10 protein-coding genes are annotated in these 17,558 nt (G+C 41.0%); 2 read left to right on the forward strand and 8 right to left on the reverse strand.

Going from position 1 to position 17,558, the window contains the following annotated elements; genetic code table 11:
- Positions 1–17 precede the first annotated feature (17 nt).
- The 7 genes from recD to DC53_RS19475 all read right to left on the reverse strand — a co-directional run bounded on the left by recD (position 18) and on the right by DC53_RS19475 (position 14,955).
- The gene (gene recD / locus DC53_RS19505; protein ID WP_033028313.1) at positions 18–2,066 is read right to left on the reverse strand and encodes an exodeoxyribonuclease V subunit alpha; all 2,049 of its coding nucleotides are present in this window, start codon (positions 2,064–2,066) and stop codon (positions 18–20) included.
- Positions 2,063–5,626 carry an exodeoxyribonuclease V subunit beta gene (recB, locus tag DC53_RS19500; RefSeq protein WP_033028314.1) on the reverse strand — a complete coding sequence of 1,188 codons (3,564 nt, stop codon included), beginning with the start codon at positions 5,624–5,626 and terminating at the stop codon, positions 2,063–2,065. The genes recD and recB overlap by 4 nt, the downstream gene beginning before the upstream one ends.
- A complete protein-coding gene (gene recC / locus DC53_RS19495; protein ID WP_033028315.1) occupies positions 5,613–8,912 on the reverse strand; it encodes an exodeoxyribonuclease V subunit gamma in 3,300 nt (1,099 codons plus the stop codon). The genes recB and recC overlap by 14 nt, the downstream gene beginning before the upstream one ends.
- Positions 8,913–9,073: 161 nt before the next feature.
- On the reverse strand, positions 9,074–10,135 hold the full coding sequence (locus tag DC53_RS19490; RefSeq protein WP_033028316.1) for an alkaline phosphatase D family protein: 1,062 nt from the start codon (positions 10,133–10,135) through the stop codon (positions 9,074–9,076).
- Entirely contained in the window at positions 10,132–11,259 is a 1,128-nt protein-coding gene (locus DC53_RS19485; RefSeq protein WP_033028317.1) for an alkaline phosphatase family protein, read from the reverse strand. Before DC53_RS19485 ends, DC53_RS19490 begins: the two co-directional genes overlap by 4 nt.
- A gap of 74 nt (positions 11,260–11,333) precedes the next feature.
- A complete protein-coding gene (locus tag DC53_RS19480) occupies positions 11,334–13,703 on the reverse strand; it encodes a TonB-dependent receptor domain-containing protein (protein ID WP_033028318.1) in 2,370 nt (789 codons plus the stop codon).
- 208 nt (positions 13,704–13,911) lie between these two features.
- Positions 13,912–14,955: an alkene reductase gene (locus DC53_RS19475; protein WP_033028319.1), complete on the reverse strand. Its 1,044-nt coding sequence runs from the start codon at positions 14,953–14,955 to the stop codon at positions 13,912–13,914.
- A 224-nt stretch (positions 14,956–15,179) separates the two neighbouring features.
- On the opposite strand from DC53_RS19475, the gene DC53_RS19470 reads away from it, so the two are divergent.
- Positions 15,180–15,569, forward strand: a complete 390-nt coding sequence (locus tag DC53_RS19470) for a DUF2750 domain-containing protein (protein WP_033028320.1) — start codon at positions 15,180–15,182, stop codon at positions 15,567–15,569.
- A 57-nt stretch (positions 15,570–15,626) separates the two neighbouring features.
- Here the strand turns inward: DC53_RS19470 and DC53_RS19465 are convergent, their stop codons facing one another.
- On the reverse strand, positions 15,627–16,289 hold the full coding sequence (locus DC53_RS19465; RefSeq protein WP_033028321.1) for a TetR/AcrR family transcriptional regulator: 663 nt from the start codon (positions 16,287–16,289) through the stop codon (positions 15,627–15,629).
- 95 nt (positions 16,290–16,384) lie between these two features.
- On the opposite strand from DC53_RS19465, the gene DC53_RS19460 reads away from it, so the two are divergent.
- The gene (locus DC53_RS19460) at positions 16,385–17,557 is read left to right on the forward strand and encodes a phytanoyl-CoA dioxygenase family protein (RefSeq protein ID WP_033028322.1); all 1,173 of its coding nucleotides are present in this window, start codon (positions 16,385–16,387) and stop codon (positions 17,555–17,557) included.
- Position 17,558 lies beyond the last annotated feature (1 nt).

Below are 17,558 nucleotides of genomic sequence, written 5' to 3' on the forward strand. Positions count from 1 at the left end.
AAAAATACAAACTAAGCTTAAAATTGTAACCTTTCATATAAACCAGATGCTCTTGATACGCTCTTATTCATTGCAAGTTGCAGTACTTTTTTGTCAGCCACCAGTTCAAACTTATTTTTAGCGCGGGTTATCCCCGTATACACCAATTGCCGGTTAATACCCATACGCGCTTGTTTTAGCGGTGGCAATACCATAGCGGTGTAACTAAACTCTGAGCCTTGTGATTTATGAATAGTCATTACGTATACTTTATCGTGCGCAGGGAGTCGTGCAGGTGAAAATGCTCGTTGATTACCTTGCTCATCAATAAATATGGCTTTGAGTTGATTACTTTCATCAGGCATTAAAATACCAATATCACCGTTAAATAACTTAAGCTGGTAATCGTTTTGGCTCACCATAATAGGCATACCCGTATAGTGGTGAGTATTAGGGCTAACTGTTATTAAACCTTGCTGTTGCAATACGCGCTCTATTCGCTGATTTAAGCTATGCACGCCGTAATCGCCCTCTCGTACCGCAGCTAAAAGCTGATAACTAGCAAAAGCAGCATGCACCTGTGCAACATCTGCACCTTGGGCAATTAAGTTAAGGTATTTTGCATAATGACTTGCTGCACTTTTAACAAGCTTTTCAATCGGTTTTGCTACAAAGTCGTAATCTAAAATTACATCGTTAAAACGCCCTTCAGTACTTTCTTGCTCAACGTAATTTAAAATACCGGTGTTATTGGTGTTTACCGCAAGTGCGAGTTGACCAATGCCGCTTTGTGCATCAAATCGATAACTGTGCTGTAAAAAGGCAACGCAATCTGCGAGTTTAAATTCACTCACGCTTTGCGCTACGAGCTTAGGCTCATTATTAAAACATAAGCTATTTAGCTCATCACAACGTGCTTGCGAGTAGCTTGGCGTTTGCTCAAGTATTAAACCTTGGCATAAATCGCTCATTACGCTGCCGGTATCTACCGAGGCAAGCTGATCTTTATCACCTAGGAGTATTAATCGCGCGTGCGCAGGAAGTGCTTCTATTAATTTAGCCATCAGCGATAAATCGACCATACTGGCTTCATCAATAATTAGTACATCTAAATGCAACGGATTGCTTTTGTTATGTCTGAATTTATTAGTAAACGGTTTTACGCCTAATAAGCGATGAATAGTTTGGGCGCTTTGCGGTATCAGCGTTTTTATATCATCAGGAATCGTTGTGAGCATATTTTTAGCGCCCAAAATAGACTCACTTAAACGTGCAGCGGCTTTACCAGTCGGTGCCACCAGCTTAATGCTAAGCGGCGCGGTTTTATAAAGTGACTGTAAAATAGCCAGTAACTTAGTCACTGTGGTAGTTTTACCTGTCCCAGGACCACCCGTGATCACGCTAAAGCCTTTGGTGGCGGCAATCGCACATGCCACTTTTTGCCAATCAGTTTCAATTGCAGAATCTGCAGGAAAATAGGTATTTAAAAGTTCAGCCAATACTTCATTGTTAATATTGAGCTTTCGCTCGCTCATACTTAGTAATCTATCCGCGAGTGTTTGCTCATAACCGGCAAGGCGCGCAAAATAAAGTCGCTCGTTAAACAGTTGCAGTGGTTTATTTTCGCCTACGCTTTCATGGCTTTGTAAATAACTAAGCGCTGTGTGTACGTTAAAGTCATCACCAAACGGGCTTAGCGTACTGGGTACATTGCCATCGAGTTTATTAAAGTCACTATTGCGCAAGTTAAAAGGATTATTCCAATCAACCTCATTTAAAGTTAGGCAGCTATGCTGACTTTGCTGCGATAAGCAAAGTAATAAAATAATATAAAACAGCTCATTATGAGTTTGCTCAATGTCATTAGCACACAGTAATTCTGCGAGTTTAACATCAACCACACGTAGTCGATTTTGCGCTAATAAATATTCAAGTAACGGGACTTCGATAATCGTATTATTTAACACAATGTCCTCTAATGAAGCATCTTGTGCTACATTTTTTGAAGTAAGAGGCTCTACGGCTTCATTATTAAGTGTCTCGTCTATATCGTCAAACAAGCCAGGTTGCTCATTTAAATCGCTCATAGCATGGCTCCTTGGCTAAATAAGCCATCTAAAATAATCACTTGTTCTTCAGTTAGCTTTTTAAAGTACACGCCTTGCCCTGCGGGCATCCCACGTAAAAACGTGTAATACACGCCGCCTAAATGGGTTTCTACCGAGTAATCAGCTATACGTTGTTTTAATAAACGATGCAGCGCTACCGTGTAGATTAAATACTGTAAATGATACTGATGACTGCTCATCGCTTGCTCAAGCATGTCGCTCTCGTAATCCGCTGGCGTGCTACCTAAATAATTAGACTTATAATCTAAAATATAATATTTGCCTTGGTAGCAAAATATTAAATCGACAAAGCCTTTTAACAAGCCCTTTACTTGCGAAAATTCAAGCTTACTTTGTGCAAAACCAAAATGTTTAATTAGCATTTCGTTTAGCCTAGGTGCACTTAAGCTCTCAAGGGGTAAATTAAACTCCATTTCGACTAGGCAATCATTGGGTGTAAGCACACCCAATGAAAGAAGGCTGTTATCTAGGGGACACGCAAGAACATCAAGCACCCATTTTTCAGCCACTTCTCGCCATTGCTCACCTATGTGGTACTTTTCAAGGCTGCGCTTAACTACCTCAGATAAGTTTTGCTCAGTATTAGTTGGGTGAACTATTGGGCTAGTAAAATCTATTTGTTCAAATATTTCGTGTAAACAACTACCAGGCTTTGCCCCTTTAGGAAAACTATAAGGTGATGGTAGTTCGTCCTCTTGCACTGCAAACTCGTCTTTTTCGTGATCTTCATCACTTCGCCCTGGGGCTAATTGGTCGCTGTGCTTTTTAAAGCTCAACGCACTAAAGCTGGTTGCTCGCCAGTTACGCTCAATATTTGCCGTTACTTTATTAACACTTAACGTTTGCTGCGCACTTTCACTGTTATTAAAACAAAGTGTTCCCTGCTCTAATAACGTTTGTGAGGTAAACTGCTGATAGCTCATCGCGCTGTTAGCGTCGCAAAACTCACTTAAATGCGTGCGCCATGTTTGGCTACTGGCAAGTTCAAGCCCTGCAAATAAAACATGCCCAAGTGCACTACTTTGCATAGCCAAGCGGCTACTTTGTCCTTGCCCTATATTATAAACACCAAGCGCACAAAAATGCACAGCGCGAGTAAGTGCTACATAAAGCAGGCGTAAATCTTCAGCTAGGCGTTCTTGTTCTGCTTTTTGAAGGGCATCTTCGTCTTTACTTAAATCGTAAACTAGCTTGCCATTATTATGATAAAGCGCTTCTTTTGTTTCGCGATAACCACTGGCAAACGGCATAAATACCAGTGGGTATTCAAGCCCTTTTGAGGCATGCATAGTGACAATTTTAACTAAGTTGGCGTCACTTTCTAGGCGTACTTGTACTGTTTCACCGTCTTGTTGGCTTACCTTTTGTGCAAACCATCGCAGTAAACGCAGCGTGCCTTCAAGCTCTATTTGTTTTTGCTGAAGTATTTCGCCCAAGTGCCTAAAGTCCGTCAGCCAACGCTCTACGTTATACCCTAAACCTTGCCATTTAGCGCTAAGTTGGTTGTGGCTCATTAAGCGCTCAAGCATTGCCATAGCGCCTTGCTTGTTCCAAATGTGGCTAAGTTGTGCAAAAAAGTTTAAGTAGTCTTGCCATTTATTTTCATCATCGGCGAGTGCGTGTATTTCGTTATAACTTAAACAAAATAGTGGACCTGCTAAAACACCGCGCAGCAATGACTCGTCATATTGACCATGCAGCGCCGTTAAAAAGTTAAGTAGGTGATGGCTAAGCTCTTGGCTAAAAACGCTTTCTCGTGATAAATACACGCTGGAAATTTTGGCATCATCTAGCGCTTTTTTCATTATTTGCGCTTCAACACGGTCGCGCACTAATATACAAATATCGGCAGCGCTTACAGGGGTACTGCCAATACACGCGTCCCCCTGTTTTGCTTTTTCAAGCAAGGTCACTATTTTATTAGCAAAGTGAGTGGCTAAATGTGCTTGCCCTACACCTTTGTTGGTTGGTTTGTTTTTTTCATCAGCGGCTTCATCCACAAATACATTAAATTCGAATGCGGTCGCGGGTTTGCCATCAATTAAAAAAGAGTCATCCGCTTTTTTACCTTTAGCAGCTACTGCGTTAAACGGTATGGCGTCGTTATAAATAAAGCTGTTAGCGTGTTTGCCAAATAAACTATTAACGCTATTTACTATATCTGTGCTTGAGCGAAAGTTAGTACCCAGCGTAAATTGCTGATCAGTCTGTACAGCTTCTTTTGCGCCAATATACGTAAAAATATCAGCGCCCCTAAAGCCATAAATAGCCTGTTTTGGGTCGCCTATCATGGCAAGCGTAGTATTTTGTTGCCCATAAATTTCACTAAAAATACCGTACTGAATCGGATCGGTATCTTGGAATTCATCAATCATGGCGACCGGAAACAATTGCGCAATTTTTTGCGCCAGTACGTCGCCTTGCTCGTTATTAAGCGCACTGTGTAAATTGGTCAGTAAGTCATCTGGGGTGATCACGCTTTGCTCTTGCTTGCGCTTAACTATTGCGGCTTTTACCCAGCGTGCTGCATGTTGTACAACCGCTATTTTGAGCCCTTGGTTTATGGTGTTGTTAAGGGCGGCAAGCTCGTCAAACTGACTCAGTAATGGATGCACAAATAATGGCTGATTTTTTTTATAATTGCTCACATCGCTTAGGTTTTCTGTACTCCACACTTCAAACGAATACTTGCTAGTGCCAAATTCAAAAAACAAATCGCCGCCTAAACAAAATGCTTCAAGCGCACCAAGGCTGCCTTTTCGTGCTGGCGTTTTAGACCCACTCAAACCCGAGCCTATAATAGCACCTATAAACTCTTGCTCTAACACCGCTTTTTTAAATGCGGGTACACGGGTTATGTACTCGTCACGGGCTTTCCATACATCGTCTAATTTTATTTGTGGCGTAATGTGCGCATTAGCTTTATTTAAAATGCTCGCCACTTGAGCGAATAAAGCCTCGGGTGCGGAAAATACATCTAAAATAGCATCGGTGCGCTCTTTGTTAAGTGGGTATACAAACGCACGCCAAAAATCTTTAATAGTTTCGAGTAATATGTCGCGCTCATCTAAAATAAATTCGAGATTAAACGCCACTCCCGACTCAAACGCATGTTGTTTTAGCATCCGCTGACAAAAGCCATGAATAGTAAAAATAGCCGCTTCGTCCATTGATTTAGCAGCTGCATCGAGTAAATCAAACGCGCGGTGCTTATCATCAATTTTGGCAATTACGCCTTCAATGAGTTCGTCGTTTGGGTCTTGCCCAAGCAATGCGTCGCGCGCAGCAATAATTCGGCTGCGTACGCGGTCTTTAATTTCTTGGGTAGCAGCGTCGGTAAAGGTTACTACCAAAATTTGCTCAACACTAAGCGGCGTATTTAACTCACCCTCTATTTGCATACCTAGTAAGTAACGTAAATACAGCCCCGTAATTGTATAAGTTTTACCAGTACCCGCACTGGCTTCTATTAAGCTTTGACCAATGAGCGGCATAGTAAGAGGATTAAGTGCTTGCATGGTCACTCTCCTTTGCGTGTTCAAATAACGGCGTGAGCAATTTATCACTCCATTTTATAAATTCTTCTTGGCAGTCGTTTAGCGATTGCACCGTTAAGCGAATATACGGATTTTCGCCCTCACCTCGCCCTATGTATTGCGGGCTAAATTTGCTCATTGCTTTTGTTATATCGCCGCCGCTTTTAACGTATTCATAACCACTTACCGGAAAGAACGGCACAGGCTCTGCGCGCAGCGCTTTGTATAACTCAAACCAATCAAGTAACAATGCATCGGCATCAGCTTTATTAATTGGCGCAAAGGTAATTTGCTTATCAAGCCCAAGTAACAATGTTTCTACTTGTTGATCCATACTTTGCGCTGCGAGGTGATAAATAAAGCCTTTAATTAAATCTTTCGCTTTAATACTCGCACTGCGGTAAAACACTTGTTTTTGCAAATACACATGATTGAGCCAGCCCTCTATTTTAGTGTCTTCAATGGTAAGCAAAACTTCTATCGGCTCACTTTTTCCGCCTTTAATCTGCTCTTTTACTTGCCCTGCAAGCGCATCAACTCGGTGCTCCATACTCTCAAATATGAGGCTGCCTACATTGGCTTGAGGTAACTCACCTCGCTGCAGTATTTGCTCGGTACTCAGTGGTTGCTCGTTTATGTTTGCTTCGAGTATTTCATCAAGGTAAAAATAACGGCGCAGCGCATCTAAACTAAAGGGTTCTTCGTCTTTTGCTACTTCGTTAAATTGTGGCAGGCGCAAACCTAATGTTTGTTGATAAAAGCTCTCTTGTGCGCTGCACACGCTTCTAATAAACACATCGAGATCTAACTGATCTGGCACAATCACATCAAGCGCAATAACCGGCTGTGGTTTTATTGACTCACTTGGCAGCCAAATTGGATTGTAACTGTGGTTGCTCAGTACAGTATTTGCTTGCTCATCGGCTAAATAGTAATGGCTATTAAAGGGCTGTAAATGCTGTTGATTAATTAGACATGCGGGCAGCGTTTTCTCACTCTTTTCGCTTAATACAAAACTACGCCCAATATATTCTAACAGCTCGCTTACAAGGGTTGATGGCATGCGCGGTTGGTTATCAAAACACGAGCGACCAATGTAACTCATGTATAAGTTGTCGCGGGCACTCAGTAGTGCTTCTAAAAATAAGTAGCGGTCATCTAATTTACGTGATCGGTCACCTTTTTGCTTTTTAGAGTAAGGCACTAAGTCAAAACCAATAGGTTGTACGTTACGCGGGTAGTCAGCATCGTTTAAGCCCAGCATGCATACCACTTTAAATGGTACGGCGCGCATGGGCATAAGCGTACAAAAGTTTACTTGCCCGACCAAAAACCGCTGCCCCACGCCTTTTTCTTGAATGCCTTGTCTAATTAAATAACTAACAATACGCTGCGAAACCGCCTTGCTGTAATCGCCGTTGTCGTGGTGTTTTTGTAACTCTTCGAGCACGTTTTGAAGTACTAATAAATCCCAGCTGTCATCGCTTTCACTTTCGTATATGGCGTTTAACAGCTCGCTTAAAATATGCGCTTTATTAGTGAGCGTATCGTCGGGCGTTAACTGCTCTTTAAAGCTTTGCAGTACATCAATAAAATGCACGAGCTTGTTGAGTGTATCAAGCGCCATGCCTTCTACTTCATCAGCGCTGTAAATGCCGTTAAACGGGCATTGTTCGTCGCGCATGGCAATGCCGAGCAGTAAACGGTTGAGCCCATGTTGCCAGGTATTTAAATCGATAGCGGGTAAATCAAAGCTGCTTTTATGCGCTGCGTTTATACCCCATTTAACCCCAACACGTTCAAGCCAGTATTGAATTTGCTCGTACTCGTGTGCTTCAAGCCCAAATTTTTCGGCTATTTGCGTCACTTGTAATAAATCGAGAATATCCGACACACCAAAGCGCGAAAACGGTAAGTTAGCTAAACTCGCAAATGAGCTAAGGACGGGCTTTTCTTGCTCTATGGCTAAATCGGCCAATGCGTAAGGAATAAAGCGGCTGCCTTGTGCCCCGCCAAATACGGCTTCAATGTAGGGGCTGTAAATGCCTACATCGGGCATCATGACAATTATGTCTTTGGGGGTAAGCGTTGGGTTTTGATTAAATAAGTTAAGTAAGTAGTCGTGCAAGCGCTCAACTTCTCTAAGCGGTGTATGGCAATCGCTGAGCGTAATACTGGTGTCGGTTGTGCTGATTGGTAACTTACCTTCGTCGTTTATAAACCACTCTTTGTTATCGGTAAGAGATTCGCCTTTAAACGCAAGCTGATAAATCTCGCTTTGTACTTGCCCTAGTAAGGTGTCGTCAAACACATCAATAAAACCATCAATCCAACGGGCATCTAACTGTACAAGTTGTTCAAAATAGTCGCGACCTAATTTACCCCACGACGATAACAACGGATTACCTATAAAGTAGTATTCTTCGTCTGGATTGGTTTGTTTTTTTTGTTGCGCTTCCACCAGCGGCATTTTAGCGTATTTAGCGCTTATTTTAGCTGCTGTTTTTTCATCTATGATATCGCCCCAGTAGTGCTCACTTGGGTTAAAAAAGAATAATATAACCTCGGTTTTTTTACTCAGCGCTTCAAATACCTCAAGCTGGGAGCTGGCAATCGCCGATATACCAAATAAACTAATGCGTTGTGGCAGTAAGCTATTGTCCATGGTCTCAAGTGCTGCAAGTAATTGCCCTTGCATGTTAGCGCGATGAAATTGGCTTTGCCCAAGTTCTTGGCTTAGCTTTACAATGCGTCGCCATAAATCAGGTTGCCATGGGGCAATGGCTACATCTACGTCATCAAGCTCATCTTTGCCGCTATCCCATGTGGCTATCCAGTGCGGTCGGTACATTAAATATTGGTCGTACACATCGGCTATTTTTTCGCACAGCGCGAAGGTTTTTTGCCCGCCTATATCGCCTTCTAAATAGGTTTTTAGCGGCAAATATAATGGCTCGTCAATACAGTTTGGTAAAATTGCAAACAGTTTCCAAGCAAGGTTGGGCTTATTAAATGCCGACTCTTTAGGGACATTTGGCAGCAATTGCTGATACAACTGCCAAATAAAGCTCGACGGCAGCGGAAAATCAACCTGCGCTGCAACCCCTAAGTTTTCGCTCAAACCTATTTTTAACCACTGCGACATACCCGGCGATTGCACTAGCACTACTTCTTTGTCGAACGGGCTTTGCAATGGGTTTACTTTTAACAGCTGGTGGAACTGCGCTTGCAGGGCTTCCATCCGGTTTGATTGAATAATATTTAGCATATAACACTGACCTTGCTTGAGATAAAACCAGTGTAAGATATTTTCAATATTAGGGGTAGCGCAAACGGGTAATTGGCTTTAATAAATCAGAGAGTTAAGAACTAATTTACAGATTTTTATACGCACAGCATCTATTTTATATACTGTGCGTAGTAGTGAGTTTATTTATAAGGGCTAATACTTGATAAACTAAAGTCACTTTGCATTATTACTTCGCCATCAACGCCTTTTAATTTAAGTGAAATAGTGGGATCAATTTGCTGCCAGTCTATGCTTAAATCACCATAATTTACGTTATGAGTAAAATCCCCTACTCGGTGTTTGTTAGGGCTTACGTCTTTCCATTTTTCAGTTAAGCCAGAGCTGGTCATCTCAATTAATGGGTAATCAAGATTTTGCTGATACTTTGATATTTCACCCCAGTGCGTATCGCCGCTGATGATCACGACCCCATTTACCTTATGCTTTTTAATCAATGCAAATAAACGGTTTCTATCTTCAGGAAAGTTTGCCCATGACTCCCAACCTGTAAAATCGGGTAAAAGCTGTAAGCTTGAGGCAATCAATTTAATTGCAGCAGGCTTTTTAAGCTCTTGTTCAAGCCATTGCCACTGGGCTTCACCTAACATGGATGCACCCTTCACTTCACTGGGACTATACGGGCCTTGGTTATTTAACTTGCGTTTAGTGTAGTATTCAAGCTCACCTACATGGTTTAACGCATCACGATTCCAACGTAAATCAGGCATTATTACTTGTATGGTTTGCTCATTTTCACCATACATGTACGAGGTATAAATTCCATCAGGGCGAGTGCGACGCGCTGAGTTTACAGGTTCATCCCAAAAATTAAGCATAATTTGACGTGATAGCTCTTTATGCGGATACTCTCTACCTGCATCGTTTTGGCCATAATCGTGGTCATCCCACATAGCAATGATAGGCGTTTGCACTTTTAACGTTTTAAAACCAGGCTTTGCCCCTAAACGTTGGTACTTATCGGCAAGTACATCCATATCGTTGGTATCGCCGTAGATATTGTCACCCAAAAATATAAACAAATCCCCCTGCTCTTTGTTAATTGCATTAAATATGGGTATGTTTTTATCTTGATGCCCACACGAACCAAATAGAATTTTAGATGGCGCGGCAGTAATACTTGCGCTAATAACCAAACTCAACGCCAAGGCAGTTAGGGTTAATGGTTTTAATAGGTTCTTCATTTTAAAATCTCGCTAATAGCAGGCGCCATATTTGAATTTATTTCATTTGGATTCTGCCCAAGCGCCTTTAAAACGGTCGCCGCTATTTGCGCTTGTTTAAGCTCATTTTTAGTTTTAATTAAGCCACTACCTTTTATTGCGGGGCCAATGGCTGCAAGCCAAATATGTTCAGAGCCGATAATTCCTTCTGGGTAGGTATTTTCACCTAACTCTAGCTCAGCAAGTGCACGTTTAGAGCTGTGATGTTGCCAATCGTTGGCATTATTGCCACGGCCGTGATCAGTAGTAATAATTAGTGTGGTGTTATTTTTATAACCCGCTGTAGTTTGAATGGTTGCCCATAAGTCTTTTATAAACGCGTCACTTTGCCTTGCCGATTTAAGGTATTGATCGTAATGACCATCATGCGCAAAGTCATCGGTTTCGCCTAAGCTTATCACTAACAACTTAGGCTTTTTAGCCAACATATACGCTTTAGCAAAGCGATACGTAAAACTGTCTAGTCGTACGTTATACCAAGGACTGGGGATTTCGTTTTGTAGCGCATTTAACAGTGGCGCATCTGTGAATAAATTCTCTTCAATTGACATAAAACCTGCATTTACATACACGTTACTGCGCTTAGTATTTACAATGTATGGGAATACATCCCAACTACCAAATAAGGCTGTGCTATCTTTAAACTCAGGTAACTTATCTAAACGCTCTAAAATAGTTTTATTTGGGTTGAGCACTTTGTTGTTACTATTTATATTTTCGTCAACTTCACCGGTGAGTATTTCGTTATAACCAGGGTATGAAAAATACCACGGGTTACTTACAGACATAGTAGAGCCGTTAGCTCTATCGCCAATTATAATCCCTTTTTTAGCCACTACTTGCGTTAAAAAAGGCATTAGTAATTGCTGGCGCTCATTTGCTGTTTTTGCCCAAAACAGGGTCTTTAATTGCTCTGGCTTTTTAACAAAATCAGTATTATTAATTAAGCTATTATCAGCCCCATTAAATACTTCTTGCCAGCGTACTCCATCAAGCGTTACCAGCACTACATTTTGCGCTGCTGTTGCAAAGTTACTCGCTAATACACTTAAGCTAAATAGTGTTACTTTTAAAATCGTTTTCATCGCGTTTTGCGCCCTTTGATATAATAAAGCCCATCAATGATGGGCTTCATTTTAATTCAATTACTAAAACTTAATTAAAAGTCAGCAGTAAATGTAACTGCTGCGGTGCGTGGCGCGCCAATGTAATAAGTAGCGCCGTTACCAGTACCACCTGCTAAGTAGCTTTTGTCAGTAACGTTATAAACAACAAACGATACGTCAATGGCTTTAAACGGACCTGCATCTACGTCAGTTGAATAACCTGCATTAAAATCAAGTACGGTGTAGCCGTCTACTTTATTACGCGTGCGAGTGTCTTCGTCTTGCCATGTACCTAAGCGCTCACCGGTGTATTTAGCCGATAAACCAACACGAAAGCCATCGCTAAAGTAATCGGTAGATACCACAAATAAATCCTCTGATGAATCTATTATGCTGTCGCCTTTTCTAAAGCTCGGTGCTACCTCATTACCACTTTCATCTCTTAATATTACACCCTGTGAATCGTATGCATTTGGATCATCCGACGAATACTCAGAACTGCTATTAGTATACGACGAATACACGCTCCAGCTTGGTGTTAACATATAGCTTGCTGCAAGCTCAAGCCCATTTGAGTCAATACCCCCTACATTTACGTACGAGCCATTTGTACCAATGGTGTAATCAATCCCATCTGTGCCACTACCAGGGGCAATAAAGGTAATGCGGTTATCAAACTTAACACTGTAAGCCGTTGCTGTAAGGGTTAATCTGTCGGCTTGGTAACGTACACCAAAGTCGATGTTGTCGGCAGTTTCTGGCTCTATGTTTGTAAGTGTTGAGCTATCTCGCTCAAGTACACCGTCTTTTATTGCTGAAAAATTTTCGCTGTAACTAGCAAATAATTCTGTGCTGTTATTTAGCTGATACAATACACCACCACTAAATAACACGTCTGAGTCGCTATCTACTTTATCTGATCTTTCGTTAGCAAAGTGGTCGTATTTTTGTAATTCAACTAAATATTGTTTTGCACCAATATTTAATGTTAAGTCACCAAAATTAATCGAGTCTTGTAGGTACCATTTGAATGTATCGGTATCAAAAGTGTTTTTGTATTGTGTCCAGTAAGGCGTGCTATCAAAGTGATGATAAATACGCGCATCAATTACTTTGTGCCAATCACGCGATTCATCACGTTCGCTTTGCTCATACCAAAAGCCCGCTTCGATATCGTGATCACCAAATGTAGCTTGGTAATTTGCCGTTACACCTAAACGATCTTTGTTGTAATGCGTATGGCGGTAAGACATAACAGGCGTTGCTGTTGCATCGTAACACGCAGGATTTAAACCAGGACCCGACTCCCATGGCCAGCTCAAACTTTGCGTACAATCGGCATTGGGTGCAAGCGGGTTGCCTTCACTATCAGCAAAACCATAAGAGCCTGTATTAGTGCCACCCTCGGTTGTTGGGTCGCCATTTTCATCAACAGGCGTTGTTAAATAAGGTGGGATCCAATCGCCGCGACCTGAATTTTTATGATAATAAGGACTAACGGTTAATAATGAAGTTGGCGAAATCGCGTATTCAAATTTTAAATAGCCTAAGGTATTTTCACGAAGCGTTCCCCAACCTTCTGCAAACATTTGGTCAAAATGCGGAACTCCTGTCCAATTCCATGTTAGCTGATCCCAATCGGGTGTTTGTTCAAACTGCTCAAGGCTTACGCTGTTATAGTTTGTCTCGCTTACATCATCGTAAGATAAACGACCAGTGAGTGTTAAATCGTCAAAATTAGATACAAACTTAAGCTCAGCGTGTTGGTTGTCTTTGCCCCCATTACTGCCTGAACCAATCCAGCGGCTTGTATCTGTTTGCGAGTAACTTACGTACGCTTGTGTGTTATTAAAAACAGTGCCTGTTTCGTGTTTAATATAATAACGCGTGGCATCGTGGCTGCCTGATGTATAAGCAAAGGTAGTGCCTTTTTCAAGGCTTGGGTCTTTACTTACAAAGTTAAATGTCCCGCCTAGTGCTTCAAGTGAAGCCGACTTAATATCAGACGTACCTTGACCTACTTCTACCGTTGCTAAATTTTCGCTCTCCAAGTAACGGTTAGCTTTAGCACCACCGCCGTAATTAGAGCCACCATTGGGAATGCCATCAACGGTCATTCCTAATTGTTGTTGGTTCCCATCAATACTAAAACCACGCATAGTGATTGTAGTAGACCAATCGTCGCCACCAAATGCATCACCTTCGTTTATGCTAATACCTGGTAAGTTATCAATAACCGATAATATACTCGATACCGAACTTTGCTGCTCAAGCATTGCAGGCTCAATAACATTGTTAGCGTAGCTCGTTGGTTTAGCTACAACGGTTACTTCTTCTATGGTGCTGTCGTTAGCATAAGTAGATGTTGATACAGCCATGGCAACTGCCATGCTCAATAGCGATTTGTTTTTTAAAGCGTACATTGTTGTCCCGTTTAGTTTTAATTATGAAATATGAAAACGAGCACAGTATGAATTTTAAATATGACAACGAGGATGAACTTTATTTACATAAAGGTTAAACAAATATGGAATATTTATGGCGGGAATATGTACAAAAAAAGACACCCAAAGGTTTAGCTTCGGGTGTCTTAATAACTATTTATTGATAACTAAATATAATAATTAGCTGTTATTTTAATTCAGCAAGCATTTCATCGCTGTATGGTACTAACTCTTCACCGTTTGCAACCTTGCTAATATAATCTGGATTTGCAATAAGTGGGCGACCAATAGCGATTAAGTCAAACTTAGCATCGTTAATAGCCTCTTTTGCTGACTCAAAACTATAACTACCTACACCTACTAACGTACCTTTGTAGCCTGCACGTAAAAATTCAGAGATGCTTTTGCCTTCAAGCGAGTCAAAGCGCATGCTATCGTCAAAAATACCGCCGTGTAAGTACGCTAATTCTCTGCTTTCAAGTTCTGTTAGTAAGTAGTCAAATACCGCTTTATCGCGGCTATCTTCGCTCATATTAAAGTAAGCACCCGGTGTTAATCTAAGTGCAGTACGATCACTGCCCACAGCTGCAATAACTGCATCGGTTACTTCTAGTGCAAAACGCGACATATTTTCAGGCGTTTGGCCGTATTCGTCGCTGCGTGTATTGGCAGCATAATGCAAAAATTGGTCAATTAAATAGCCGTTAGCACCGTGAATTTCTACCCCATCAAAACCCGCTTCAATCGCATTTTCTGCCGCTTTTGCGTAATCAGCTACAAGGCCCTTAATGTCATCTATAGTCGCTGCTTTTGGTGTGATGTATGTAAGCTCACGCATACGAGGTACAGAGCCTTCAACGCCAATTGCCGATGGTGCCAGTACATCGCCATCAAAAAAGTGAGGATGTGCAACACGGCCAACATGCCAAAGCTGTGCAAACATTTTGCCGCCATTAGCGTGCACTGCGTCTGTTACTTTTTTCCAACCTTGAATTTGCTCACTGGTAAATAAACCCGGTGTATTTGGGTAACCTTGCGCGTCTGGACGAATAATAGTTGCTTCGCTAATAATTAAACCGGTTTCGGCACGGCGAGCATAATATTCAACCATATCTTGTGTTGGCACTAAGTTATCGTCAGCCATACAACGCGTTAATGGCGCCATAATTACGCGGTTTTTAAGCTCAATCGTGTTATTTAGTTTAAACGGAGCTAGTAGATCGGTTGTCATTTTTTAATCCTTCATTAAGTATATGCTTACTACAATGTGGCCTTTTTACAAACATTCAAGCTTATTTTGAATGATCGCTCAAATTAGTGAGGACTTATACTGGTCAATATACAAATTAGATCTGCATTGCTGAAATTAAATAACAACTTTTCAACACTCTGTCATATAACTCGATATACTTGTGTGCATATAATTTAGATATAGTAATTAAGAGTGAGCTAATTATGACAACGCCAAATTTAAGTGAAGAACAAGCAGTAATTTTAGGGCTTGGGGCAAAAAAACGCCTAGCCTATATGTTCGAAACCGTACAACAATTTAAACAAGTATGGATTTTAAACGATGATGATGGCTGCGTTATGCTTGCCAACGAAGATGACGACTGTGTTCCAGTTTGGCCAACTCGCGAATTTGCAGAGGCATGGGCAACTGGCGAATGGGTTGGTTGTAGCGCTAAAGCAATTCCACTTGCTGATTGGTTTAGTCGCTGGACACCAGGCCTTGAAGAGGATGATTTACTTATTGCTGCCTTTCCTACTGAGGAAGACGACGGCACGATATTGTTTTCAGATGAATTTGAAAAACAATTAAGAGCACCGAAGAAAAAATATTAAACCTAATTACTAAATTTAAAACGCGGCCACTGTAAAGTAGGCCGCATTTTTATACGTTTATGTCAGTGAATCAATTTTATTTAACAATTCAACTTTATACTCATCTGTTGCATCAGCACTAAAAGTAATAAACATACCTATCAGCACTTGGTTTTTGTACTGCTGTAAATCAATATACCCGTTAACCCAATCTTGGCGAGCTAGTCGCTGACAACCAAACAGCTGCTTTGCTAACCATTTACTATCAACAAGACCATTCAAAAAGCCTTTTTCTTTAGCTGAAATACATAGCTGCTCTGCTATTTTTAGCGATTGACTAAAAATGCCTGTCGGTTGTTTATGTTCAAATAAATTACTACGCTCACCAGCAACAAACGCAGCTCGGTAAAACGCTTCATCTTTTTTAAATAATTCGAGTAAGTTATCTATAAACGCAATAGCGGCTTCTATTGGGTTTGTCATGTCGGGCTGTAGTATAACTTTTTCAATGCGAATGACCATTTCTTCGACCAGCACTTTGAAGATATCATGCTTTTTACCAAATAAATTATGAATAGTTGGTATTGAAACACCTGCAACAGTGGCTAATTCGCTTAATGTAAACGCATCAAAGCCTTTAGAGGCAATAAGATTTCGGGCATGCTTTAGTATATCAACCTTTCTCAACTCTTTGTTTTCTTGTCTTTTTTTATTACCCCGAGCGATATTTAGTTGCTCCATTTATTTTCTCCATAGAAAAACAGCTTGACCACAGTTTTTATTATAGGTTAAGTTTTACTTACAATAAAAACTGTGAAATACGTTAAGGACACATTATGACTAAAAGTATAACAAGATCGATTGATGCATGCGCCTCACATTACGGTGAAAATGCCAATGAAATGCGAGAATATTTACTTAATGGCGAAAAAAATGCTTTAGCTATGAATAATAGAGGCCCTATTGAGTTTGATGAATATGGTGATTTAGCACAAAACATTAAAAGCCAATACCAAGAATACGGCTTTTATATATTCGAAAACGTAATTGATAAAAAAGAGCTCGCCGAGATAGAAATAGAACTAGCCCAATTAAAAAAAACCTTCCCTTTAGAACCGTATGGAAAAACAACCGCAGATGGAAAACCAGCGTTAGGTGCTGATAATCAAGCACCTAATTTAATTTGGTCAAAATCACTTGGAGATCCACTTGGCGGAACCGCAATCGCTAATGGCCGACACCAAGTAAAATTATTTGAACCTGAAGCTGCTGACGATCTGCCTGCGTTTTCGCCTTTTGTATTGCTTGGCTCACTGCAGTTTTCTGAGTCATGCTTAAGAACGTACGCGCACCCTCAATTATTAAAAGTGGCCGAGGCAATAAATGGTAAGGATTTTGCCCCATTTCATGAATGTCTTTTTATTAAAGATCCTGGCGTAGGCGCTGCCGTTTCATGGCACCAAGATGGTGATACTCATTGGGAAAATGAAAATTTTGATCAAGACATACACGGCTTTAACTTTATGGCGCAAGTTTTTGGCAGTACTGCTGTAAATGGTGTGTGGGTTTTACCTAAAAGTCATAAGGTTGGTAGGGTTGATATTAAAAAAATGGTTGCCGAAGCAGGCAGTGAGCGCTTAATTGGAATGGTGCCTTTAATTTGTAATCCCGGTGATGTTGTTATTTGTAATAGACAGCTTTTGCATGGTTCATTCGCTAACTCTGGATTTGAGCCTCGCGTTACTATTAACTTTGGGTTCCATAAACGTTCATCTGTATTAGGTGTCATGGGCTCTGGAATGCACTGTGAAGCTAAAGTTTACGATGAGTCACTTATTGAGCAGAGATCAAAAGTACTTGGCTATGCAATAGATGCTAGAAAACAGCACTTCCCTGACGAAACACCTTATCAATATCAACCTTTTGCTGAAGCCAATAAAACCTTTGATTGGGATGATCTGGCAAAACAAGAGATTAAAGATTATAACTTACTTGATTTAAGTATATAAA

The sequence above is a fragment of the Pseudoalteromonas fuliginea genome (assembly GCF_000690055.1).
Taxonomy (GTDB): domain Bacteria; phylum Pseudomonadota; class Gammaproteobacteria; order Enterobacterales; family Alteromonadaceae; genus Pseudoalteromonas; species Pseudoalteromonas fuliginea.